We start from the raw sequence: 22,822 nt of genomic DNA, 5'->3' as shown, positions 1-22,822 counted from the left end.
TCACGTCGTGGACGCGCGGGGCCCGGCGATCGATGCACGCCCGGCGCTGCGGCGGGATCGCGCCCGGTTCCTCGAGCTGCTGCGCGTCCTGACCCCCGACGACTGGCACCGACCCACGGTGTGCGGGCCCTGGCTGGTCAGGGACGTCGTCGCGCACGTCCTCGGTGACGACTTGTCGCGCCTGTCACGGTCCCGCGACCGCTACGACCGGTCCGGCGGCGGGCCTTCCGGCGGCTCCTCGCTCTACGCGCTCCGCGGGTAGCTCGCGACGAGCGGGGTGTCGGTGCCGAGTCCGCCGACGCCGCCGGCTCCGCCCGGCTGCTCGCCGACCGGCTCGTCGCGGCCGGGAAGGACCGAGGTGAAGAACGCGGCGTTGTCGTCGACGAAGACCTCGCTGCCCTCCTCGACGTTCCGGTCCTCGGTGATCGCCTCGACGGGGCAGGCCGGCTCGCAGGCGCCGCAGTCGATGCACTCGAAGGGGTTGATGTAGAGCTTGCGGACGCCCTCGTAGATGCAGTCGACGGGGCACTCCTCCATGCAGGACTTGTCGGTGACGTCGATGCAGGCCTCGGCGATGACGAACGGCATGGCGGGTCCTTGCGGGTGAGCTGCGGGAACGCCCATCATTCTACAGAAGACGTAACGCACGCGGTAGTGTTGTAGAACATTGCTCAGCCCCGCGTCACCACCCGCGTCGGGGGCGGGTCGACGGACAGCAGCGCGACCTCGTCGCTCCGCCGCTCGCGCACCACGCGCTGGTTGACGTAGCCCTTGTCGGTGATCTCCCCGGCGTCGAGGACGGCGGGCTCGGTGAGGACGAGGAGGCGGTCGACGCGCTGGGACGCGCCGCCGCCCTCCGCGGCGAGGCGCCGGAGCGAAGCGGCGAGGTCGGCGCGCAGGTCGTCCTCGGGGACGCCGTCGGGGCAGCGGTGGGCGTGCTCGGGGTGCAGCCACACCACGGCGGTGACCGCGTCGGTGCCCTCGCCGCAGAGCACCGCGTCGGCGAGCAGGCCGTGCGAGGCCGACAGCAGGCGGGGTCGCAGGGTGCCGACGCTGACGAACGTGCCGGAGGAGAGCTTGAAGTCCTCGGCGATGCGCCCGCGGAACACGAGACCGGCGGCGGGGTCGGTCTCGTCGACCAGGGCGACGGCGTCGCCCGTGCGCAGGTAGCCGTGCTCGTCGAACGCGGTCGCGGCGAGATCGGGACGGCGGTGGTAGCCGGGGGTGGTGTTGGGTCCCGTGATGCGCAGCTCGAGCTTGCCCGCCTCCGGGACGAGGGCGAGCTCGACGCCGGGCAGGGGGACGCCGAGGCAGTCCGAGCGGGTGATCGGGAAGTGCGCGGTGGTGGCGGCGGGCGAGGTCTCGGTCATCCCCCACGAGGTGGTCATCTGCATCGACGACCCGTGCCGCTCGGCCAGCGCGGTCAGGCGGTCCCACAGCTGTTGGGGCAGCGCGGCGGCGGCGAAGAACCCGAGGCGGAGGCGGTCGAAGAACGCGCGGGCCGCGTCGTGGTCCCGCTCGAGGTGGGGGAGCAGGGCGGCGTAGCCGGCCGGGACGTTGAGGTAGATCGTCGGACGGGCCTCGGCGAGGTGCGCCACGGTGCGCCCGATCAGTGCCGGTGTCGGGCGGCCGTCGTCGATCCACAGCGTGCCGCCGTTCGCGAGCACCATGTTGCTGTCGTGGTTGCCGCCGAAGGTGTGGCTCCAGGGCAGCCAGTCGAGCAGCACCGGGGGCTCCTCGGCGAGGAACGGCCACGCCTGACGCATCTGCTGCTGGTTGGCGGCGAGCATGCCGTGGGTGTTGACGACGCCTTTCGGGGTGCCGGTGGATCCCGACGTGAACAGGATCTTCGCGACGGTGCCGGCCGTCAGTGCCGCACAGCGCTCCTCGACGGCCGCGGTCGGCTCGGCCGCGAGGTCGTCCGGGGACAGGCCCCCCGGGACGTCACCCAGCACGGTCCGGCCGCCGGCCACGGCGGCGACCGCCGCCGCGAAGGCGTCGTCCTCCGCGAGGACCAGGCCCGGGTCGACGAGGTCGACCATGGCCCGCAGCTTCGCGTGGTCGCTGCTCTGCAGCGAGTAGGCGACGCTGGCCGGCACCACCGGGGTCCCGAGCGTCATCGCGGCGAGCGCGACCGTGAGGTGCAGGACGCTGTTGCCCGAGAGGATCATCACCGGCCGCGCGGCCAGGCCACGGTCGAGCAGGCCCTGGGCGAGCCGGTCGGCCGAGGCGCGCATCTCGCCCCAGCTCACGCGGTGCCAGCCGCCGGCGCCGTCGGGCTCGGCGAGCAGGAGGCGGTCCGGGTGCGCCGCGGCGTGGGCGCGGAACTCGTGGACGATCGACACCGCGTGCGGCGCGAGCGGGTCCGTCGAGCGCAGCAGGACCCGCCCGTCCGGGGTGTCCTCCCGCACGATGTGCGGCGGGGCGAAGGTGGGGGCGAGCCGGGCGTCGGTCATGCGTCGACCTCCACGACGATCGCGGCACCGGTGTCGCCCGCGGCGCAACCGGTGAACAGGCCGCGACCACCGCCGCGGTCACGCAGGGTCTCGATCAGCTCGGCGATCGAGCGCAGTCCGGTGGGACCCTGCGGGTGGCCGAAGACGAGGCTGCAGCCCCGGACGTTCACGGCCTCGAGCGCGATCCCGGTCTCCCGGGCGAAGTACAGGTCGTTGACGGCGAACGGGTCGTGGGTGGTGACGGCCTGCAGATCGGCGAAGTCCAGCCCGGCCGCGGCCAGCGCCGCGCGGGCGGCCGGCACCGGGGCCTGCGGCATCCGGGCGGGCGCGACGCGGGCGAACCCGCTCGCCAGCAGGCGGACCACACCGTCGCCGAGCGCGCGGGCCCGCTCGGTGGTGGTGACCACCGCGCCCGCCGCGCCGTCGGCGGGGTGGGTCTGCGCGGCGAAGGTGTGGATGCCCCCGGGCGTCGCCGGCGGGAGCGCGCCGGCGGTCCCCGCGTCGACCGGCCGCACGCCCTCGTCGGCGTCGAGCTCCACCGAGCGCTTCGCACCCGGGATCGACACCGGCACCGTGTAGCGACGCTGGAAGGCGCGGTCGTCGGCCAGCGCCGAGGCGTACTGCTCGCTGCGCAGCACCGCCACCGCGTCCGCCTCGCCGCGGGTGAACCCGGACTCCGCGGCGACCGCCTCCCCGGTGGCGAGCATGCCCTGGCCCGTCCCGGGGTCGCGGGCGAAGCTGTCGAGCACCCAGTGCTCGGTGCGCGGGGCACCGCCCGGCCGTGACGGCGCCGGCCACGCCAGCGTCGGGCCGTTGCTCGTGCGGTCGGCGGCCACCACCAGCTGGGGCCCGTCCCCGCCCTCGACGGCGCCCGCCGCGGCGTGCAGCGCCGCCACCGACGTCGCGCACGCCTGGCTCACCATCGGCCCCGTCACCCCCGACAGCCCGAGGCGGGCGGCCAGGCTCGGCGCGCCGTAGAAGATGTCGGGCTGCGGCACGGTCCAGCCCAGCACGAGACCGTCGAACTCGTCGGGCGACAGACCCCGATCGGCGAGGGCGCGCCCGGTGACCGCCGCGGCCAGGTCGAGGCTGGACGTCTCCGCGAGCGTGCCCTGCCACTTCGCGAACGGCGAGGACCAGGCGGCGCCGAGGGGGATCGCGACATCGGTGTACCGCACCGCGGGTGCTCCCTCCAGGAGGTGGTTCGACAGGTGCTGCTGGTCAGGCGCGGACCGCGGCGAGCCAGGCGGCCACGGCCGTGACGTCGGTGTCGGCGGGGCACTCGTCGCTGAGGACGAGACCGGTGGACGGCGCCGGTGCACCGAGCGGACGCGTGACCGGCGCGGCGAGACCGGGGCCGTGGGCCATCGCGCGGTGGAAGCGGCACACGTTGCCGACCGTCCTCGCCGTGGCCGCGTCGACGCCACCGGTCACGACGACCCCGTCCACCCCGGCATCGAGGTAGGCCTTGACGTCGTCGAGCAGGCCCGGCCCGTCGAGCACGGCGAGCAGGACGGCGGTGTCGCCGCGCGATGCCCGCAGCCGGCGGGCCGCCTCGACGGCGGCGTCCCGATGACCCGCGACCTCGGCCAGGGACGGCAGCGTCACGGCGACGCCGTCGGGCGCCACGGCGTCGAGCAGGTCGCCCAGCCCGTTGGCGAGCCTTCCATCACGGGGACCTGCGCCGGTGCGGGCTCGACGGCGACCGCGTGCTCCAGCAGCCCGAGGCCGTGCTCGTCGATGCGGAGCACCCGGCGGGGCGGGACGACGATGGTGGTGAACTCGGCCTCCACCAGCCCCGGCCCGTCGACCTGGTTGCCGGGAGCGAGTCGGTCGAACGCGTACACGGGGGTGTCGACGCGCCGCCCGAGCTCGGGCCAGTAGGCCTCGCGGCTGCCCCGGCGGGCGGGCGACGGGTCGGCGTCGCCGAGCTCGTGCACGGGCAGCTCGAGCTTCTCCTGCGGCACGGTCGCCTTCACGATGATCGACTCGATGTAGGCGCCGCCGGGCTTGTTGACCACGTGCGGGCTGAACGCCGCGGAGTACTCCTCCTCGAAGGCGTCGTAGACCGCGGCGGCGTCCGCCTCGCTCCGGATCTCCAGCAGTGGGGAGGACACCCGCTTCACCTGGACCTGGCCGCCGTAGAGCATGTCGAGCTCGACGGTGAACAGGGCATCGTCCGGGTCGAGGCCCTCGGAGGTGAGGTCCGCGCGGGCCTGGGCGACCATCTCGCGGACGGGCGCGTTGTAGGCCTCGTAGTCCTCGGTGAGCCGCTGGCTCATGCCGTCGAGGAACAGGATCCGCTTGGACTGCTCGTAGACGTGCATGACGTCCATGACCGAGCTGCCGAGCGCGGAGAACACCGGTGCCTGGGGGAAGATCACCGCGGTGGGCACGTCGGCGCCGTAGCCCGCGACGTGGGTGGGACCACCGCCGCCGAAGGCGAAGAGCACGAAGTCCTCGGGGTGGTAGCCGCGCAGGTGGACCTCGCGCTGGATCGCGGAGGCCATGGTGCTCTCGATGACCTGGCGGATGAGCGCCGCGGCCTCGTCGACCGAGACCCCGAGGGGGTCGGCGATCCTCGTGCGGATGGCCTCGGCGGCCTTGTCGCGGTCGAGCGGCATGCGTCCGTCGAAGTAGCCGTCGGGGGCGATGTAGCCGAGCACGACGTCGGCGTCGGTGGTGGTCGGCTCGGTGCCGCCGAGGTCGTAGCAGACCGGGCCGGGGTAGGAGCCCGCCGAGCGCGGACCGACCTCGAGGCGGTTGCCCAGCAGCTCGTTGATCCAGGCGATCGAGCCGCCGCCCGCGCCCATGGTGGTGGCCTGCAGCATCGAGATGCCGACCATCCACCGGTCGATGATCGGACGGAACTCGTAGGACCGGACCGAGGCGTCGACGACCATCCCGAGGTCGAACGACGTGCCGCCGACGTCGGAGGCGATGACGTTGCGGAAGCCGAGGGCCTGGCCGATGTGGTAGCTGCCCATCAGGCCGGCGATCGGCCCGCCGTTGTAGGTCCGGGACGCCGTGGTCTTGAAGATCTCGGCCGAGCCACCGGTGTTGTGGGTGAGCAGGAAGCTGCCCCGGTAGCCGTGCTCGCGCAGCTGGTCCCAGGTCTGCTCCATCTCGGCCTTGATGGAGCTCTGCAGGTAGGCGTCGAGGACCGCGGTCATCGTCCGCTCGTACTCGCCGACCTTGCCCACGACCTCGTGGGAGAGCACCACGGGCAGGTAGCCGACGTGGTAGCTGCGGTACTCCTCGCGGATGATCTCGCGGATCCGCTTCTCGTGGGCGGGGTTGGCGAACGACCACAGCAGCGACACGGCGATGGCGCGGGCTCCGCCGTCGACGAGGACGCGCAGCTTGCGGCGCACGTCGTCCTCGTCGAGGGGGCGCAGCACCTGGCCGAAGGAGTCCACGCGCTCGCGGATCCCGGCGATCATGTCCCGGGTGACGAGCGGGGCCGGCTTCTTCTGCACCGCGAGGTTGCGCCGCTCGGAGATGCGCGTGCCGTCGGTCCACTGGGCGCCCCGTCCGATGAGGATCGCGTCCTCGTGGCCCTCGGTCGTCAGCAGGCCCAGCCGCGGCCCCTTGCGCTCGATGAGCCGGTTCATCGCGACGGTCGTCGAGTAGCGCACGAGCTCGACCTGCGGCAGCAGCTCGTCGATGTCCATGTCGAGCTGTTCGGCGCCGTCGCCGAGCACGTCGAGGAACCCGACCGAGAGGTCGTAGGGCGTGGTCGGTGCCTTGGCGGTGATCCGGCGCTCGTCCCAGGTCAGGACCAGGTCGGTGAACGTGCCGCCCACGTCGATGTCGATCGTGCGGCTCACGCCGTCACCTCGCTGTCGTTCCTCGTGGCGAGCTTCCCGGCCTCGTCGATGCGCAGCTCGCCGGCGTCGAGACGTCGCTTCAGCGCGTCGATGTCGATCTCGGTGTCGTGGGTGATCGGGTGGCCGGGCGGGAGGTACTCGGTCTCGACCTGGCGCCCGCAGCCGGGGCAGTGGAACTCGATGATGCGGATCCACGTGGGGTCCGGGGCGAAGGTGAACCGACCCTCGATGAGGGGCGGGTGGACCTCGCCGGGGTCCCGCTCGGTGAGCAGCAGCCCCGTCTTGTAGTTCTCCCGGGCCGCGGCGATGTCGTGGCCGCAGGAGTGGCAGTGCCACCGCTCGGTGCCGACGTCGAGGTCGAGGTACTCGGCGACGTGGATGCGCGTCATGGTGTCCCTCCGGTGGTGCGGGTGGCGGTGGCGTCGCCGTTCTCGTCGACCTGCAGCGACCAGCCGGGCCCGACGAACCAGGTGAAGGCTCCGCCGTCGACGAGGACCGGGCCGTCGAGGCGCTGCCCGGCCACCGACGACCACCCGTGGACGGGGAGGCCGCCGCGCTCGCCGCCCGCGGGCTCGTCGCCGCCGGCCGGCGCCGTCCGTTCCAGGCTCGGCAGGACCGAGCGGGCGGTGAGGTGGACCAGGCGGGGCGTGCCGGTGAGCACGCTGTCCACGGTTCCGTCGACGTCCCCCTCGGCCGTGTGGCGCGTGCCGTCCGCGTCGCGGACCTCCCACGCCAGGACCGCGCCGTCGGGATCGAAGCCCTCGCCGCGCAGGTCGCGGCGGGCCTCCTCCCGCAGCCTCGCGGCGGCGCCCCGCGCCTCCTCGGCTCCGGAGACCGCCGACTCGTAGACGTGGACGACGTCGGAGATCGCCGAGCCGTAGGCCGACAGCACGTTCCCGAAGCCGAACAGCCGCACCGTCGAGGCCCCGAGCCGCTCGGCGACCCCGGTGGCCAGCAGCGGACCGTTGCCGCCGAGCGCGTGGACCGCGGTATCGGCCGGGTCCCAGCCCATCTCGGCCGCGGTGTCCCGCGCGAGCTGCGCGGCCATGTCGAGCGCGGTGTCGACGATGCGCTGTGCCGCGTCCTCGGTCGAGAGCCCGAGCGGCGTGCCGACGGCCCGGTCGATCGCCGCGCGGGCGGCGTCGACGTCGAGCGTGCGCCGACCCTCGAGGAAGGCCGTGGGGGAGAGCAGGCCCAGGACGACGAAGGCGTCGGTGGCCGTGGCGCTGCGCCCGCCGAGCCCATAGCATGCCGGCCCGGGCGCCGCGCCCATCGAGTCCGGGCCGAGGGTGACGTGCCCACCGGCGGAGCCGGACGTCCCGCCCTCGCCCGCCACCCGGGCGACCGAGCCGCCGCCGAGCGCGATCGAGCGCAGCAGCGGGAGGTTGGTGCGGACCGGGATGCCGAAGAGGTGGCCCTCGTCCCGGTCGACGACGCGGCCGTCCTCGACCGCCGAGACCTTGGCCGTCGTGCCGCCGACGTCGATGGCGAGGACCGCCGCGTCGCCGAGGCGGGCGGCCTCGGCGGCGCAGGCGTGCGTCCCGAACAGCGGGCCCGACTCGATGGTGTCGAACGCGGTGGTCTTGCCGATGCGGGCCACGCCGCCGTTGATGTGGCCGACGAGCACGTTGCCGCGCCAGGAGTGCTCCTGCTTCAGGGTCTCCTCGGCGCGGTAGAGGGTGGTCGCCAGCGAGGGGTGGACGTAGGCGTTGATCAGCGAGACGAACGTGCGGGTGGCGTCGTCGGGACGCAGCAGGATCTCGCTGGCGGGCAGCGCCGGGATCGAGCCCAGGTAGTGGTCGGGGTACTGCGCGTCCACCAGGGCCACGATCTTCTGCTCGGCGGCGTCGTCGGCGAACGCACCGCGGAGGCTGATGTTGATCCGGCGGATGCCCTGGTCGAACAGGCCCTTGACCGCGGTGCGGATCTCGTCGTCGCTCGCGCCCTCGGGGATGCCGGTGATGTTGTCCCGGTCGATGAGCGGGCCGACGACCGTCGCCGCCTCCTCGGGGCTGGTGTAGAGGTCGTCCTCGTGACCGGCCGAGACGAGCAGGCCGAGCTTCGGCCCGCTCTTCTGCGCGAGCACGTTCGAGGTGATGGTCGAGGACCAGCGGATGAGCGCGACCTCGTCGAGCAGGTCGCGCATGCTGGCCGCCCCGACCCGGCGACGGGCGGCCTCGAGGACCTCGGCGAAGGCGATGGTCACGTCGTGCGGCGTGGTCTCGACCTTGACGCTGAACACGCCGGAGAAGCCCGCGGACGGCGCGTCCCCGCTGACCAGCCCGTCGGTCATCGTGCCGCCCGTGTCGACGTCGATGTTCAGCACGGTGTCTCCCGGCGCATCGGCCCTCCTGTGTCGCGGCTGGTGTGATGGCCGCTACACCGTGGCCGCGGGAGCCGCCGCCCCGACAGCGTGAGATCACCCCATCGCCCGGGGCCGGCCTACGCAGGTAGATCAGCAGCACGGGGGCACCGGCCGGGGGTGACCCGTGTCATGCTCCAACCGGGAGACGCAGCGACGGGGAGGCGTCACATGGTCGACGTCGTGCAGGAGGAGCGGGCCCCCGCGCCCTCCGGCGGGCGGCGGGTGTGGACGTCCCTGACGAGCTTCGTGGGCCGGGAGGGCGACCTGGACCGCGTCCGCGCGGCGCTGGCCGACCGGCGGCTGGTGACGCTGACCGGCCCGGGCGGGGTCGGGAAGACCCGCCTCGCCCTGGCGGTCGCGGCGGAGGCCGGGTCGGCACACGTCGTCGAGCTGGCCAGCGTCACCCATCCCTCGCAGATCGCGCCGGCCGTGGCCACCGCGCTCGGCGTGCCCGACCAGTCCAACCGCGACGCCGTCGACCGCGTGATCGACCACCTCGGCGGGCAGCCGGCCCTGCTCGTCGTCGACAACTGCGAGCACCTCATCGAAGGCAGCGTCGTGCTGCTGCGCCGGCTGCTCGAGGCGCTGCCCGACCTCACCGTGCTCGCGACGAGCCGGGAGCCGCTCGGCCTGTGGGGCGAGCAGGTCCACCGGCTCGCGCCCCTGCCGGTGCCCGGCGACCCGGACGCCGCGGGCAGCCGGTCCCTCGACGAGGTGCCCGCGGTGCGCCTCCTGCTCGACCGGGCGCGCAGCGTCCTGCCGGAGTTCGCCATCACGCCGGCCAACCGTGCCGCCGTCGTCGAGCTGTGCCGGCGCCTGGACGGGCTCCCGCTGGCCATCGAGCTGGCGGCGGTGCGCCTGCGGACGTTGCCGGTGTCCCAGGTCGTCGAACGGCTCGGCGGCCGGCTGCACCTGCTCCGGGCGCCCGTGCGCGACGCCGAGCCGCGGCACCGGTCGCTGCACGCGCTCATCGACTGGAGCTTCGACCTCTGCGGCGACGACGAGCGGCTGCTCTGGGCGCGCATGTCGGTGTTCCCGGCGTCGGTCGACCTCGAGACCCTCGACGGCGTCTGCGGCTACGGCGAGCTCGACGACGACCGGCTGCTCGAGGCGCTCGACGGCCTCGTCGGCAAGTCGGTGGTGCTGGCCGACCGCGACGGCGAGACCGTGCGCTACCGGCAGTTCGTCCCGCTGCGCGAGTACGGCGCCGAGGCGCTGGCGCGCTCGGGCGAGACCGTGGACGTCCGCCGCCGGCACCGTGACCACTACATCCGTCGCGCCGAGGCCATGATCGACCGGTGGTGCGGGCCCGACCAGGCGCGTGACCTCGCCCAGCTGCGCGCCGACCACCCCAACCTCATCGCCGCGCTCGCCTTCTCCGCCGAGACCCCCGGTGAGGCGGTCGGCGGGGCGCGGCTGGCCGCGCAGCTGCGCTACCACTGGATCGCCGGCGGCTTCCTGACCTACGGCCGCCGCTGGCTCGAACGGCTGTTGCCGCAGCTCGACCCGGACAGCGCCCAGCGGGGTGAGGCGCTGTGGGTCGTCGCCTGGGTCGCGCTGATCCAGGGCGACCGGGCCGAGGCGAGGACGTGGCTCGCCGAGTGCAGCCGGCTCGCCCACGCGCGGGGCGATCTCGCGATGCAGGGGCACGCCGCGCACTGGACGGCGTTGCTGCACCTGTTCGAGGGCGACCTGGACGACGCCATCGCGTGCTACGGGCGCGCGATCGCCCTGCACCGGCGCATGGGGCTCCACGGCCCCGAGCTCACCGCGGCCTTCCAGCTCGCCATGGCGCAGACGTACTCGGGCCGCTCGCACGCCGCGCTCGCCACCGCCGCCGACGTCGTGGAGCGGGCGACGGCCGCCGGTGAGCTGTGGAACCGCGGCTACGGACGGTGGATCGCGGCCATCAGCCACCTCCACCTCGGCCAGCTCGACCGGGCCCGCGAGGCGATCCTCGCGACGATGCAGATCGAGCGCGACTTCCGCGACGGGGTCTGCACCGCGCTGAGCATCGAGGTCTGCTCGTGGATCAGCGTCGCCGGCGGGCGCGCCGCCGACGCCGCCACCCTGTCCGGGCTGGCGCGCTCGGTGTGGCGCCGGCTCGGGACGTCGCTGGCCGCGTTCGGCCCGCACGCCTCGGCCGAGGGCCGGGAGCACGCCGCCCGCATCGACGCCGCCCTCGGCGCGTCCCGGGCCGAGGCGCTCCGCGAGGAGCAGGCCGACGTCGCCCTGCCCGACGCGGTCCGGCGGTGCATCGCGCTCGCCGGGTCCGGGACACCTCGGCCGTCGGCGGCGCCGAGCGGCGATCCGCTGACCTCGCGGGAGCGCGAGATCGCGGCACTCGTCGCCCAGGGCCTGAGCAACCGCGACATCGGCGAGCGCCTCGTGATCTCCCGCCGCACCGTCGACGGGCACGTGGAGCGCATGCTGCGCAAGCTCGACTTCTCGTCCCGCACCCAGATCGCCGGCTGGGTGGCGGGCCGGTCGGGCTGAGGCGCCCGTCGTTCCGCCGGTCCGGACGACGTCGGGATCACGGCCCGGACGCGGCGGGACGCGTCAGCGCTCGGTGGCGCGGATGGCCTCGCGGATGACGTCGGTGACCTCCTTGGGGTGCGACAGCATGACCACGTGCGAGGAGTCGATCTCGGTGACGGTGGTGCCCGCGCGCCGATAGCCGAAGCGCTCGATGTCGGGGTTGATGGTGTGGTCCGAGGAGGACACCACGCCCCACGACGGCGTCGTGCGCCAGGCCGGGGTGCTCGCGGGTTCGCCGAACACCGCGGTGGCGAGCGGGCGCTGCGACACCGCGAGCACACGTGTCAGCGCGGGATCGAGGTCCTGGGCGAAGATGTCGTGCACCCGGGCGGGGTCGACCGAGATCTCGGTGCCGGTGGAACCGTCGGGCAGGGGGTAGGTGGTCGGCACGAGTGCCGGGGGCAGGGACGACTCCGGGAAGCCGCCCTGGAGCTCGGCGAGGGTCTCGCCCTCGTCGGGCACGTAGCCGGCGAGGTAGACCAGCGCGCGGACGTTGTCCTCGACCCGGCGAGCGTGATGACCGCGCCGCCGTAGGAGTGCCCGACGAGGACCACGTCGCCGGGGATCTGGCGCACCACCGAGGCGATGTAGGCGGCGTCGCCGCTCAGGGAGCGGTTGGGGCCGGCCGGGGCCACGACGGGGATGCCGTCGTCGAGCAGGTGCGGGATGAGGGCGCCGAAGCTCGAGGCGTCGGCGAAGGCGCCGTGGACGAGGACGACGGTCGGTGGGGTGGGCATGCGGACTCCTCGGTCGGGATGGGTGGAGGTGTTCGATCGGCTACAGGCCCCGGCGGGTGAGCCAGTCGAGGCCGTCGTCGGCGAGGACCCGCCAGCCGTGGTCGAACGGGGCGCTGTGGCCGCGGTCGGGATAGGTGGTGATCTCGGTGTCGGCGGGTGAGGCGGAGTAGAGACGGTGCGCGGCGCGGACGACGGTGGCGGGCACGGTGTGGTCCCGGCCGGCGGCCATGAGCAGCAGGGGGCCGCGGTCCGCCCGGCCGGTGTCGACGGCGGTGGCGGCGTGGCGGGTGAAGGCCGCCGTGGCCGTCTCGAACAGCGGCCGCCCCGGCCCGGGGATCGCGTAGCGCCGGTACAGCTCGTCGGACTCGTCCCGGTCGAGGGCGTTGCCGAACGCGTACGCGAACTGCGGTGGCGTGAGGGCGACGGCGCGGTGCCGGTTCCGCGGGCGGGACAGCACCGGGAAGCTCGACCGCAGTTGGGCCGGGGGGAGGACGCGGATGCCCTTGAGCGGCGCGGGGGAGATGACGATGGCCGCGGTGGCCCGGCCCTCGTCCAGCAGCTTCTCGGCGATGAGGCCGCCGAAGGAGTGCCCGACGACGATCGGCGGCACGGCCAGTCCGGCGATGACGTCGGCGTACGCGGCGGTGATCCGGTCGACCCCGACGTCGGCCATCGCGGACGGGTCGGCGCGGGTCTCCTCCGGGGAGGCCGCGTCGCCCGGCCACCCGGGGGCGTGGGTCTCGTAGCCCTCGGCGGCGAAGAGCTCGCGCCAGGGCTCCCACGACGCGGCGTGGATCCACAGGCCGTGCACGAAGACCACGGGTCTCTTCACCGGACACCTCACGCCTCGGGGGGTGTCCGGCAGGGTCGTCGGGTCCTGTTGACGGTCTCTGGACGCCCCGTGGACGGCCGCGTTCAGTGGCGGACGGAGTCGCTGCGCAGCTCGCCGAGGAGGGCGTCCGCGCGGTGGACGACGAGGTGCGCCTCCTGTTCGAGCGCGAGGGCGCGGCCCTCCTCCGCCGTGGCGACGACGGTGGCGTGCGCGGCACCCCGCGCCCGCAGTACCCGCGCCCTGAGCAGGACGAGCAGCGCGGCGGCGTAGCGCTGCCGGGACGTCGCGAGGAAGTGGTCGGCGAGGTCGAGGGCCGCCGCGGCCGCATCCGGGTCGGACGCCGCCAGGCACATCTCCCCGATGAAGCCGTACCAGGTGGCGACGCAGGACCGGACGGGATCGCGCAGGTTCGTCTCGACGAGGCGTCGGGCCTCCGTGGTGTGGCGGACCGGGTCGTGGCCCGTCAACGCGTGCGCCCAGCACCGCGCCAACCGCTGGTAGGTGCCGAGGAAGACGTAGGAGAACTCCGGGTCCACCGCGATCCCGCGCTCCGCGTCGCGCAGGGCGGTCTCGGGGTCGCCGGCGATGGCCGCGATCCGGGTGCCGATGGTCGCCCGGACCGTCACGGCGTAGCGGTCGTCACCGATCGCCTCCAACCGGTCGAGCAGGACCTGCGCCCCGCCGAGGTCGCCGTGCAGTGCCGTCGTCTCCGCCAGCAGACCGGTCATGAGCAGCTCGAGGTCCCGACGGACCGGGTCCTCCCCGCCGCGGCGCGAGCGCTCCAACAACCGGACGGCCCGGCTCTGGTACCGGTACGCCTCACCGATCCGGCCCGCATCCCACTCCTCGATGCCCCACGCCTCCAGGCCGTAGGCGCGGACGATCGGGTCGTCGGACGCCTCGCCGTACGCGAGCAGGCGACGCGCCAGCGGCGTGCTGTGGTCGAGGTCCAGGGCCTGCACGTGGGCCGCCCACCGCGAGTACAGGAACCCCGCGGCCTCCGCCTCCCGGCCGAGACCGCGGGCCAGGTGCTCGGCGCGCTCCAGGACCCGCAGCGCCGCGCCGTACATCGACCGCATCCCCGCGACGGCGGTGAGCTGGGCCAGGGCGGTGAGCTCCAGCTCGCGCAGGCCCGCCGACCGTGCCACCTGCGCCGCGGCGCGCAGCGAGCGTTCCGCGGCCTCGAGCGCCGACTTGGTGGCGGCGCGGCGCCCGGCACGGATGAGTGCCGACGCGGTGCGTGCCGGGCCGGCCATCGGACCGGCGGCCCAGAGGTGCGCGGCGACCCGCTCGGGGGTCGACTCGTCGGTGTCGAGGCGCTCGAGCACGTCCGCGGCGCGCCGGTGCAGCCGCGTCGCCCGCCGCGGTGGGGTGGTCTCCGAGACCGACTCGCGGACCAGGTCGTGCGCGAAGCGGTAGGACGACGGGTCCTCGGGCGCCGGGGCGATGATGCCCAGCGCCTCCGCCGCCCCGAGCAGGTCGAGGCAGCGCGGGACCTCGACGTCGGCGACGTCGGCGAGCACGCGGAGGCGTACGTCCCGCCCGAGGAGGGCGGCGACCTGGAGCAGGCGCACGGTCGACTCGTCGAGACCCTCGATGCGGCTGCGCACGACGTCCCGCACCGTCGCGGGCACCCCGACCCGCGCCGCCGCCTCGTCGGTGACCGCGCCGCCGTCGGCCAGGAGCCGCGACAGCTCGAGGACGAAGAAGGGGTTGCCGGCGGTCCGGGCGTAGACGTGGTGCGCCACCCCGGGTGCGAGGTCCTGCCCGATCTCCCGGTGGACCAGCTCCGCCACCTCGGACGCGCCGAGCGGGCCCAGGCGGACCCGTCGGTGGCCGGGGACACGGCTCGCCGCGGCGAGCGCCGCCGCCAGGCCCGCGTCGGGCACCGGCGCCCGGTCCCGCAGCGCGCCGACCAGCGCGACGCCGGCCGGCAGCCTCGTGACGAGGTGGCCGACCAGCTGCAGCGACGCCTCGTCCGCCCACTGCAGGTCGTCGAGGATCAGGACGACCGCTCGTCGGGCCGCGACGGCGCCGAGCAGGGCGACGACCCGTTCGAACAGCCGGAACTGGGCCCGCCGCTCCGGGAGTACCTGGTCGGGGACGGCCCCGTCACCCGGCGCCACGAGCTTGCCGAGCTCGCCGGCGAGCCACGACTCCCGCTCGCGGGCGGGCAGGGCGTCGACGAGCCCGTGCAGGACCTGGACCCACGGCCACATCGTCGGCGCACCGCGGTCGTCGAGGCCGCGTCCCCACACGACGAGCGCCCCGCGCTGCGCGGCGTCGGCGGCGAGCTCGACGAGCAGCCGTGTCTTGCCGACCCCCGGCTCCCCTTCGACGACGACGTGCGCGCCGTCCCCGGCGGCCGCACGCCGCAGCGTCGCGCGGACGACGGCGAGCTCCTCGGCGCGGCCGACGAGGGAGCCCTGTCGCCCGGACGGCGCCTCCTCGGCGGGCGACCGTCGCCGTGGCGGCGGCGCCCCCGCTCCTGCGGGTGTCTCCTGCGCCAGGACCCGTCGCTGGGCGTCGTCGAGCAGGGGTCCGGGGTCGACGCCGAGGTCCTCGGCGAGGCGGGCGCGGACCGCTCGGGAGACGGCCAGGGCCTCGGCCTGCCGACCGGCAGCGCCGAGCGCCGTGACGAGGGCCGCGTGCACCGGTTCGTCCCAGGGGGCGGTCGCCGCGGCCAGGCGCAGCGGCGCCACCACCGACGTCGAGCGGCCCACCGCGAGGGCGAGATCGGCGGCCGCGGTGCAGGCGTCGCGGAACTCGTCGTCCAGGGCCGCGAAGAGCGCCTCCGCCGCCGGGCCGCGGGGGAGGCCCTCACCCGCTCGACCTCGCCAGAGCCCCAGCGCGGCGATCCAGTGGTCGAGGGACTCCTCCGGCCGGTCCCGCTCCTCCCGGGCGGCGGTGGCGAGCTGCCGGAACCGCGCGAGGTCCAGGACGTCGGGTCCGGCCGCACACAGGTAACCCTCGCCGTGCCGGAGCAGGTAGGAGCCGGACCCGCGCGCGGGGAGGTCCGGTTCGAGCAGGTGCCGCAGCGCGCCGACGTACTTGTGGATGACGTTGACGACGCTCTCGGGGGCGTCCTCGCCCCAGATCGACTCGATCAGCTCGCCGCGGCTGACCGGCCGGCCCGCCGCGGCGAGGAGGACGGCGAGCAGGAAGGCCTGCTGGCGAGGACCCGCATCGAGCTCCACGTCGCCTCGCCACAGGCGCAGCGGACCGAGGATCGACAGGCGAAGCGCTCCACCCCCCACGTCGGCCACGGCGCCAACTCCACCGCACCGCCGCGCCCGGCGCCATCACCTCGCCCGTCCACGGACGCGACGTGAGCAGGCGGCGTCGGACGGTGACGCCTTCCCCCCGCGCGTCAGGTGGCGACGGGCTCCACCCGGGTCACGGCTACGGGGGACGGGGGAGATCGACCTGCTCGCGGCGTCACGACGGCGATTGCCGGGCCGGTGTCGCGGGGGATCCTGTCCTCGACGCCGAGAGAGGGGATGGCCCATGGCCGCGCCGACCCGCGAGGACAAGTTCAGCTTCGGCCTGTGGACGGTGGGCTGGCAGGCCCGCGACCTGTTCGGCGAGGCCACCCGGCCGGTGCTCGCCGCGGTCGAGGCGGTGCACCGGCTCAGCGAGCTCGGCGCCTACGGCATCACCTTCCACGACGACGACCTGATCCCGCCCGGCAGCAGCGCGGAAGAGCGGGCGCGGATCGTGCGCGAGTTCCGGGCCGCGCTCGACGAGACCGGGCTCGTGGTGCCGATGGCCACCACCAACCTGTTCGGCGACCCGGTGTTCAAGGACGGCGGCTTCACCAGCAACGACCGCAGCGTGCGCCGCCACGCGATCCGCAAGGTGATGCGCAACCTCGACCTCGCCGCCGAGTTCGGCGCGCACACCTACGTGTTCTGGGGCGGCCGGGAGGGCTCGGAGGTCGACTTCGGCAAGGACGTCCGCGCCGCGCTCGACCGCTACCGCGAGGCGATCGACACGCTCGCGCAGTACGTGCTCGACCACGACTACGGCATCCGGTTCGCACTCGAGCCGAAGCCCAACGAGCCCCGCGGCGACATCCTGCTGCCCACGATCGGCCACGCCCTCGCGTTCATCGGAGAGCTCGAGCACGCCGAGATGGTCGGGATCAACCCCGAGACCGGGCACGAGCAGATGGCCACGCTCAACTACACGCACGGGATCGCGCAGGCGCTGTGGGCCGGCAAGCTGTTCCACATCGACCTGAACGGGCAGAAGGGCCCGCGCTACGACCAGGACCTCGTCTTCGGCTACGGCGACCTGCTGCAGGCGTTCTCGACGGTCGACCTGCTCGACAACGGCTCGCCCGGCGGCGGGCCGGGCTACGACGGGCCGCGGCACTTCGACTACAAGCCGCTGCGCACCGAGAGCATGGAGGGGGTGTGGGAGTCCGCGCTGGCGAACATGGAGACCTACCTCGCCCTGCGCGAGAAGGCCCGCGCGTTCCGCGCCGACCCCGAGGTCCAGGAGGCACTCGAGGCCGCCGGGGTCCCCGGGCTCGCCCGGCCCACCCTCGGCGAGGGGGAGACCTACGCCGACCTGCTCGCCGACCGCAGCGCCTACGAGGACTTCGACATCGACCGGGCGCGCACCCAGGGATACGGCTTCGCCCGCGTCCAGCGCCTCGCCGTGGAGCACCTGCTCGGGCAGCGCTGAGCCCCGCGATCGTCACCCGTGGGCGGGCGCCTGCGGCCGGTGCCCGGCGACGAGGAGGGCCAGCTCGGTCCGGTTGCTGCAGCCGGTGTGCGCGAGCACCTGACCGATGTACTTCTTCACGGTGTCCAGCGTCAGCCCGGTCTGCCGGGCGATGCGCGCGTTGGTCAGGCCGCGCCCGACGAGCTCGGCGATCTCGGCCAGCCGCGGGCTGAGGCCGACCGCCGGGGCGGGGCGCGGCGGCGGCACCGTCGACGGCAGGCGTCCGGCGATCGCCGACAGCTGACGGACCACGATGGCGAGGCCCCCGAGGTCCGCGGCGCCGAGGTGGTCCCGTGTCTCACCGAAGATGCCGACCACGCCCCGCTCGCCGCCCGGGAGGTCCAGGTCGAGGGCGCACACCGACTCCAGGCCGGCGCGGAAGACGAACCTGTCGAGGTAGACGCTGGCCGTCGGCGGGACACGCCGGGGCTCGAGCTGGCTGAGCGCGCTGACGCCCGCCCGGCGGATCCGGGCCATCGAGTCCGGCGTGAACATGACGTCGTCGGCGAACCACCGGTCGCGGTACTCGTCGATGATCCCGGGGATCCTGCCGTTCATGACGGGGGCGGGGTCGGCGTGGGTCCGCGTGAACGCGTCGGTCCGGAAGAAGGCCGTGTGGACGCAGCCGTACGCCGAGCCGAGCGCCTCCAGGAACTCCTCCTGGAGGCACTCGACGCTGTCGATCGCCGCACAGCGGTCGAGCACGGTGAGGGCGCGCTCGTAGTCGCGGGGCTGCATGTCGGGGGAGACCGTGACGGCGCAACGCATGGCCCACCTCCGCGCTCCCGCGGGCTCGGCGAGACGCCTAGAACGGGAACAGATCCGGCTCAGGGTAGCCGTGGTCGCGACAGAACTGCAGGTAGCGCTCGGCGAAGCTCTTGGCGGTCTCGACACCGACGACGGTGCCGTCCCCGTCGAGGAAGTGGATCGGGCCCTCGACGTAGATGAACAGCACGATGTCCTCGGCCGGGTCGGCGACCAGCGTGTGACGGCTGTTCGCGACCTCGTAGACGAAGTCGCCGGGGGTGGCCTCCCAGTCGTGCTCGGCGTAGCTCCACTTCCCCGAGATCGAGTAGGCGAGGACCCGTCCGAAGTGGTCGTGCACGCCGAGGTGCGCACCGGCCTTGGCGCGAAGCAGCACGACGGTCTCGTTGCGGGCGAGGTCGGCAGTGAAGATCTTCAGCTCGACGTCCTCGCTGTAGGGCGTGAACGGGTGCCAGTGCCGGGACCCGCCGCCGAAGTGCGCGGGGTCGAGGGACGTCGACGTCGGTGCCGTGGTGGTCATGGAACTCCTCCTCGAACGGGGGAACCACGACGCTAGTGACGCCGCGCGCGGAGGGTCAGTGCACCAAAGTGCGGGTGGTGACCATCGCCGGATCCGTGTCGGTCGGACCGCGTAGGTTCCGCGCGTGAGCTTCCAGATCGTCGACCCGGCCGACCTCGACACCGGACGGGGCCCGCACCCCGCCGCCAGCCCCTTCGAGAAGCGGGTCGGGGAGGCCATCGGCATCACGGCCTTCGGGCTCTACCAGGTCGAGCTGCCGGCGGGCGAGGAGACCGTTCCCCACGACCACCGCGACGACGGGGCCGAGGACGCCTACGCCGTCCTGCGCGGGAACGGCTGGGTGGTCGTCGACGGGCAGGAGACGCCCGTCGTCCCCGGGCAGTACATCGCCGTCACGGTGGAGTCCTCCCGGTACCTCCGCGCCGGCCCGGACGGCCTCGTCGTCGTCGCCGTGTGCGCGTCGCCCTGACGGACCGGCGAGGGTTCGCCCGACGCCGTGGCAGCGGCGTCCCGAGGTGCGCAGCTCCGGCGTCGTACGCCAGAGTTCCGCCCGGACGACGAGTTCGTCGGACGGGTCCGGGCGGGCGCGGTGCGGGGGGACGACCATGTACGACATCACGGGCCTGGCCGTGCTCGTGTTCTGCGGCGTCGCCGTCGTGGTGGCCGAGCTCCTCGCCCGACGCACCGGGTTCAACGGCCCCGTCCTGCTGATCGTCGGGGGCGTCGGCCTGGGCTTCCTGCCGTTCACGTCCTCGATCCGGGTGCCGCCCGAGCTCGTCGTGCTGCTCTTCCTGCCGGCGCTGCTGTACTGGGAGGCGCTGACGGTCTCGCTGCGCGAGATCCGCCACGACTTCCGGTCACTCGTCCTGTCGTCGGTCTTCCTCGTCATCGCGACGGCCGCGGCGGTGGCGACGGCGGCCCACGTCGTCCTCGGTCTGAGCTGGCCCGTCGGCTTCGTCCTCGGCGCCATCGTCGCGCCGACCGACGCGACCGCGGTGGCTGCGGTGGCCCGCGACCTGCCTCGCCGTCCGCTGACGATGTTGCGTGCGGAGAGCCTGGTCAACGACGGCACGGCGCTCGTGCTCTTCGGGGTGGCGGTGGGGGTGGCGAGCGGGGCCGAGCCGTTCCGGGCGCTCGACGCCCTGGGCGGCTTCGCCGTCTCCTATCTCGGTGGGGTCGCCATCGGGCTGGTGGTTGCGTGGCTCGCGATCACGGTGCGCCGGTTCGCTCGGGACGCGCTGCTCGAGAGCGTGATCAGCGTGCTCACCCCGTTCGTGGCCTTCCTGCTCGCCGAGGAGATCCACGCGTCCGGCGTGCTGGCGGTGGTGGTGTGCGGGCTGGCCCTGAGTCGCGTCGGCCCGCGCTCGATCGGTCCTCGCACCCGCGTGCAGGCCCACGCCTTCTGGCGGATCACGACCTTCCTGCTCAACGCGACGTTGTTCCTCCTGGTCGGTCTGCAGCTCCCGTCGGCTGTGTCGGGGTTCTCCTCGCGGACGTTCGGGTTCGGGGTCGCGGCGGCCCTGCTCGTGGCGGCGGTGGTCGTGCTCACCCGGTTGACGTGGCTCAACGTGGTCCCCTACGTCATCCGCGCGGTGGATCGGCGCGCGAGCCAGCGGGCCCGCCGCATGTCCGCGCGGCAACGTCTCCCGCTGGCCTGGTCGGGCTTCCGCGGGGCGGTGTCGCTGGCGATCGCGCTCGCCGTGCCGCTCACGACCGTCGGCGGCGCGCCGTTCCCGGATCGCGACCTGCTGCTCGTGATCACCTTCGGGGTCATCCTGGTGACGCTCGTGGTGCAGGGACTGACCCTCCCGGCCGTCATCCGGTTCGCGCGCTACGGCCCGGACACCGCCGCGGACGAGGAGATGGCGCTGGCCCACGACGCGACCATCAGCAGCGCGCTGGCGATCCTGCCCCGCGCCGCGGCCGACCACGGCGCGCCCGACGAGCTCGTCGACCGGCTGCGCGCGGAGCACGAGAGCCGACGCCGGCGCACCGACGCGGGCGACACCGACCAGCAGCACCGTGACGGCGACGACGTGGAGACCGCGGTGCGGCTCGCCCTGCTGCGCGAGCGACGCCGGGTCCTCCTCCGGCTCAGGGACGACGACCGCATCGACGACCAGGTCGTGCTCCGGATCCAGGCCGAGCTCGACAACGAGGAACTGGGTCTGCTCGGAGCACCGGGGCCGGAGTGAGCCGGGGACACGGCGGTGGCGGCCCTCTGACCTGCCTGGCCGGGGTCGCACCCGCCACCCGCCACCCGCCAGTCCGGCAGGCTCAGCGTCGTCGGCTTCCGCTGGGCCGCCGACGAACGGCTACGCGACGCGGTCTGCGACTTCGCCGGCGACAGCCGACACGCCAACCCCTGGGCCGCCGACCTCTACCGGCGAGCCCGCTCCCGCGGGCACACCCACCCGCACGCCGTGCGCATCCTCGCCCTCGCCTGGCTGCACGTGATCTGGACCTGCTGGCAGACCGACACTCCCTACGACCCCGCCCGCCACCGGGCCCTCCGAACCGTGCTCAACCAAGATCGATCAGCGGTGGCTCGACACAGGGCATCTCAGGCCGCCCGGTCGCGGACGACCATGAGCCGGTTCTCGCGGTACGCGGCCAGATAGGGAACGCCCGCGGTGTAGCCCGAGCCCGTGGCATCGCCCAGCATGCGGGCCGCGAGGCTGTGGTGGGTGGTCTTCCACCGCTGGTGGGCCTGCTCGAGGTCCGCGGCGGCGGCGTCGAGGACCTCCGAGCGGGGGCCGTCGACCAGGGCACGGGCGAGGTTGTCGTGGTGGCGGGCCTCCGCGCGGACGGCGGGGACTCCGGCGAACGCCTCGGAGTCGAGGCGCGCCGGGTCCGGCTCGCCGCACGCCAGCTCGAACCGCTTGTAGGCCTCGGACTGGATGGCGCTGGCGCCCTCGGTGAACCGGCGGAACGAGTGGAACGCCGCGGGGCGCATCGTCGCCACGAGACGGAACAGCAGGCTCGCCCGCTCGAACACGCTCGCTGCGCGTCGCAGCAGCGCGGTCGCCTCGTCGGGCCTTGCGGCCCGGACCTCGTCGGTGGCGGAGCGGAGCAGCCCGGTCAGGGTGGTGAACACGAGCTCGTGGGCCTGCAGGGCGCGGATGAAGAAGTACTCGTCGTGCTCGGTCGACACCGGCAGGACGGTGAGCTCCAACCAGTCGCCGGCGAGGGTCCGCGGCGGCGTGTCGTCGGCCGGGGAGCGCTCGACCGTCCCGAGGAACCGCATCGCCTGGCGGACGCGCTTGCGGCGCAACGCGGGCTCGACCGCCCCCGGGTGGCGGCTCTCGTGCCGGACGACGTCGGCGAGCAGCAGCGCGGAGAGGCGTTCGGGGGAGAACGCGGTGTCCCGGAGGAACTCCTCGAGCAGGGGGAGCGCGAGATACTCGGCGTTCCGGAACCGGTCGCGGTGGCGGGCGAGGACGGCGTCGAGGAACGCGTCGAGGAAGCGGTCCCGGCCGCGGTGCCGATTCGCGGTGTCGGCGAGAGCGTCCAGCACCGGGTCCGGGAGCGCGTGACGGCCGATGCGGCGGGTCTCGGCGGTGACCAGCCGGCCGAGGGCCAGGGCCTCGCGGGGGGTGGCGAGACGGCCTGCACGCAGGGCGTCGAGCCTTCGGGCGAGATCGCGGTCGTGGGGGCGATCGTGCGCGGGACGGGACTCGGCCATCTCGACCGCCTCCGGGATGCCTGGACCCGTTCGGGCGTCGGGTCGTGAGGGGTCGAGGGTCCGCGGGACGGGGCACCGCGACGATCGGGTGCGCCCCACACCGTGGGGGAGACACCCCCCGGCGGGGAGTCGGGTAGCTGTCCGGACTCCGGCATCGGGGAGCGTCCGGTCGCGATCAGAGCCGGGACGGCGACCCCGACCGTGCACGGGTGGAGCAAGATCCCCGATGTTCTGAACGGATCGTGGTCGACGCTGTGACTCCTCCGGGGTGTCGCACTCATCGACGGGATTCGCCGCATTAGCCTCCGAATCGTGGCGACGGGCACAGTGGGGATCGATGGTTGCGGTCGACGGAGGACAGCG

17 protein-coding genes and 1 pseudogene are annotated in these 22,822 nt (G+C 74.3%); 5 read left to right on the top strand and 13 right to left on the bottom strand.

The annotated features are described in order from the left end of the window. The first annotated feature begins 7 nt into the window (after window positions 1-7). Window positions 8-262 carry a maleylpyruvate isomerase N-terminal domain-containing protein gene (locus PH190_RS15490; RefSeq protein WP_274232420.1) on the top strand — a complete coding sequence of 85 codons (255 nt, stop codon included), beginning with the start codon at window positions 8-10 and terminating at the stop codon, window positions 260-262. Here the strand turns inward: PH190_RS15490 and fdxA are convergent. From fdxA to PH190_RS15455, 7 genes are all read right to left on the bottom strand, one after another. Next, window positions 244-588, bottom strand: a complete 345-nt coding sequence (gene fdxA, locus PH190_RS15485) for a ferredoxin (protein WP_274232419.1) — start codon at window positions 586-588, stop codon at window positions 244-246. The genes PH190_RS15490 and fdxA overlap by 19 nt on opposite strands. 83 nt (window positions 589-671) lie before the next feature. Next, window positions 672-2,456 (bottom strand): AMP-binding protein, encoded by a 1,785-nt coding sequence (locus tag PH190_RS15480; protein WP_274232418.1) that lies wholly within the window; start codon window positions 2,454-2,456, stop codon window positions 672-674. Further along, entirely contained in the window at window positions 2,453-3,634 is a 1,182-nt protein-coding gene (locus tag PH190_RS15475; RefSeq protein ID WP_274232417.1) for a thiolase family protein, read from the bottom strand. Before PH190_RS15475 ends, PH190_RS15480 begins: the two co-directional genes overlap by 4 nt. 43 nt (window positions 3,635-3,677) lie before the next feature. After that, window positions 3,678-4,085, bottom strand: a complete 408-nt coding sequence (locus PH190_RS15470; protein WP_274232416.1) for a hypothetical protein — start codon at window positions 4,083-4,085, stop codon at window positions 3,678-3,680. Next, window positions 4,061-6,286, bottom strand: a complete 2,226-nt coding sequence (locus tag PH190_RS15465) for a hydantoinase/oxoprolinase family protein (protein WP_274232415.1) — start codon at window positions 6,284-6,286, stop codon at window positions 4,061-4,063. The genes PH190_RS15470 and PH190_RS15465 overlap by 25 nt, the downstream gene beginning before the upstream one ends. Continuing rightward, on the bottom strand, window positions 6,283-6,675 hold the full coding sequence (locus tag PH190_RS15460) for an acetone carboxylase subunit gamma (RefSeq protein ID WP_274232414.1): 393 nt from the start codon (window positions 6,673-6,675) through the stop codon (window positions 6,283-6,285). The genes PH190_RS15465 and PH190_RS15460 overlap by 4 nt, the downstream gene beginning before the upstream one ends. Beyond that, entirely contained in the window at window positions 6,672-8,612 is a 1,941-nt protein-coding gene (locus PH190_RS15455; RefSeq protein WP_274232413.1) for a hydantoinase/oxoprolinase family protein, read from the bottom strand. Before PH190_RS15455 ends, PH190_RS15460 begins: the two co-directional genes overlap by 4 nt. Before the next feature lie 207 nt (window positions 8,613-8,819). Here PH190_RS15455 and PH190_RS15450 point away from each other — a divergent pair, with 207 nt between their 5' ends. Next, the gene (locus PH190_RS15450) at window positions 8,820-11,147 is read left to right on the top strand and encodes an ATP-binding protein (protein ID WP_274232412.1); all 2,328 of its coding nucleotides are present in this window, start codon (window positions 8,820-8,822) and stop codon (window positions 11,145-11,147) included. A gap of 63 nt (window positions 11,148-11,210) precedes the next feature. On the opposite strand, the pseudogene PH190_RS30615 reads toward PH190_RS15450, so the two are convergent. From PH190_RS30615 to PH190_RS15435, 3 genes and pseudogenes are all read right to left on the bottom strand, one after another. After that, a pseudogene (locus tag PH190_RS30615) lies at window positions 11,211-11,926 on the bottom strand (alpha/beta fold hydrolase). 40 nt (window positions 11,927-11,966) lie between these two features. Continuing rightward, window positions 11,967-12,758, bottom strand: a complete 792-nt coding sequence (locus tag PH190_RS15440; protein ID WP_274232410.1) for an alpha/beta hydrolase — start codon at window positions 12,756-12,758, stop codon at window positions 11,967-11,969. 83 nt (window positions 12,759-12,841) lie between these two features. After that, window positions 12,842-15,955: a BTAD domain-containing putative transcriptional regulator gene (locus tag PH190_RS15435; RefSeq protein ID WP_274232409.1), complete on the bottom strand. Its 3,114-nt coding sequence runs from the start codon at window positions 15,953-15,955 to the stop codon at window positions 12,842-12,844. Window positions 15,956-16,265: 310 nt separating this feature from the next. Between PH190_RS15435 and xylA the strand changes: the two genes are divergently transcribed. After that, a complete protein-coding gene (xylA, locus tag PH190_RS15430; protein WP_274232408.1) occupies window positions 16,266-17,450 on the top strand; it encodes a xylose isomerase in 1,185 nt (394 codons plus the stop codon). Window positions 17,451-17,462: 12 nt separating this feature from the next. Here the strand turns inward: xylA and PH190_RS15425 are convergent, their stop codons facing one another. After that, window positions 17,463-18,257 carry a response regulator transcription factor gene (locus PH190_RS15425; RefSeq protein ID WP_274232407.1) on the bottom strand — a complete coding sequence of 265 codons (795 nt, stop codon included), beginning with the start codon at window positions 18,255-18,257 and terminating at the stop codon, window positions 17,463-17,465. A gap of 37 nt (window positions 18,258-18,294) precedes the next feature. After that, the gene (locus PH190_RS15420; protein ID WP_274232406.1) at window positions 18,295-18,774 is read right to left on the bottom strand and encodes a 2,4'-dihydroxyacetophenone dioxygenase family protein; all 480 of its coding nucleotides are present in this window, start codon (window positions 18,772-18,774) and stop codon (window positions 18,295-18,297) included. A gap of 124 nt (window positions 18,775-18,898) precedes the next feature. On the opposite strand from PH190_RS15420, the gene PH190_RS15415 reads away from it, so the two are divergent. Together PH190_RS15415 and PH190_RS15410 are read left to right on the top strand one after the other, a co-directional pair. Then, window positions 18,899-19,243, top strand: coding sequence for a cupin domain-containing protein (locus PH190_RS15415; protein WP_274232405.1), 345 nt, complete (start codon window positions 18,899-18,901; stop codon window positions 19,241-19,243). 136 nt (window positions 19,244-19,379) lie between these two features. Further along, on the top strand, window positions 19,380-20,969 hold the full coding sequence (locus PH190_RS15410; RefSeq protein WP_274232404.1) for a Na+/H+ antiporter: 1,590 nt from the start codon (window positions 19,380-19,382) through the stop codon (window positions 20,967-20,969). Window positions 20,970-21,337: 368 nt separating this feature from the next. Here PH190_RS15410 and PH190_RS15405 read toward each other — a convergent pair whose 3' ends face one another. After that, window positions 21,338-22,459 carry a tryptophan 2,3-dioxygenase family protein gene (locus PH190_RS15405; protein ID WP_274232403.1) on the bottom strand — a complete coding sequence of 374 codons (1,122 nt, stop codon included), beginning with the start codon at window positions 22,457-22,459 and terminating at the stop codon, window positions 21,338-21,340. Window positions 22,460-22,822: the final 363 nt, after the last annotated feature.

Origin of the sequence: Actinomycetospora straminea, from assembly GCF_028737255.1 — a bacterium.
Classification (GTDB): domain Bacteria; phylum Actinomycetota; class Actinomycetes; order Mycobacteriales; family Pseudonocardiaceae; genus Actinomycetospora; species Actinomycetospora straminea.
Note: the sequence above shows the minus strand (reverse complement) of the source record. Positions and strands in the feature narration are given on the sequence as shown.

What these genes read in the sequence shown, in the direction of transcription:
- PH190_RS15480 (WP_274232418.1), bottom strand. Translation starts at nt 2,456, where the DNA reads ATGACCGACGCCCGGCTCGCCCCCACCTTCGCCCCGCCGCACATCGTG.
- PH190_RS15420 (WP_274232406.1), bottom strand. Translation starts at nt 18,774, where the DNA reads ATGACCACCACGGCACCGACGTCGACGTCCCTCGACCCCGCGCACTTC.
- PH190_RS15425 (WP_274232407.1), bottom strand. Translation starts at nt 18,257, where the DNA reads ATGCGTTGCGCCGTCACGGTCTCCCCCGACATGCAGCCCCGCGACTAC.
- PH190_RS15405 (WP_274232403.1), bottom strand. Translation starts at nt 22,459, where the DNA reads ATGGCCGAGTCCCGTCCCGCGCACGATCGCCCCCACGACCGCGATCTC.
- PH190_RS15450 (WP_274232412.1), top strand. Translation starts at nt 8,820, where the DNA reads ATGGTCGACGTCGTGCAGGAGGAGCGGGCCCCCGCGCCCTCCGGCGGG.
- PH190_RS15460 (WP_274232414.1), bottom strand. Translation starts at nt 6,675, where the DNA reads ATGACGCGCATCCACGTCGCCGAGTACCTCGACCTCGACGTCGGCACC.
- PH190_RS15410 (WP_274232404.1), top strand. Translation starts at nt 19,380, where the DNA reads ATGTACGACATCACGGGCCTGGCCGTGCTCGTGTTCTGCGGCGTCGCC.
- fdxA (WP_274232419.1), bottom strand. Translation starts at nt 588, where the DNA reads ATGCCGTTCGTCATCGCCGAGGCCTGCATCGACGTCACCGACAAGTCC.
- xylA (WP_274232408.1), top strand. Translation starts at nt 16,266, where the DNA reads ATGGCCGCGCCGACCCGCGAGGACAAGTTCAGCTTCGGCCTGTGGACG.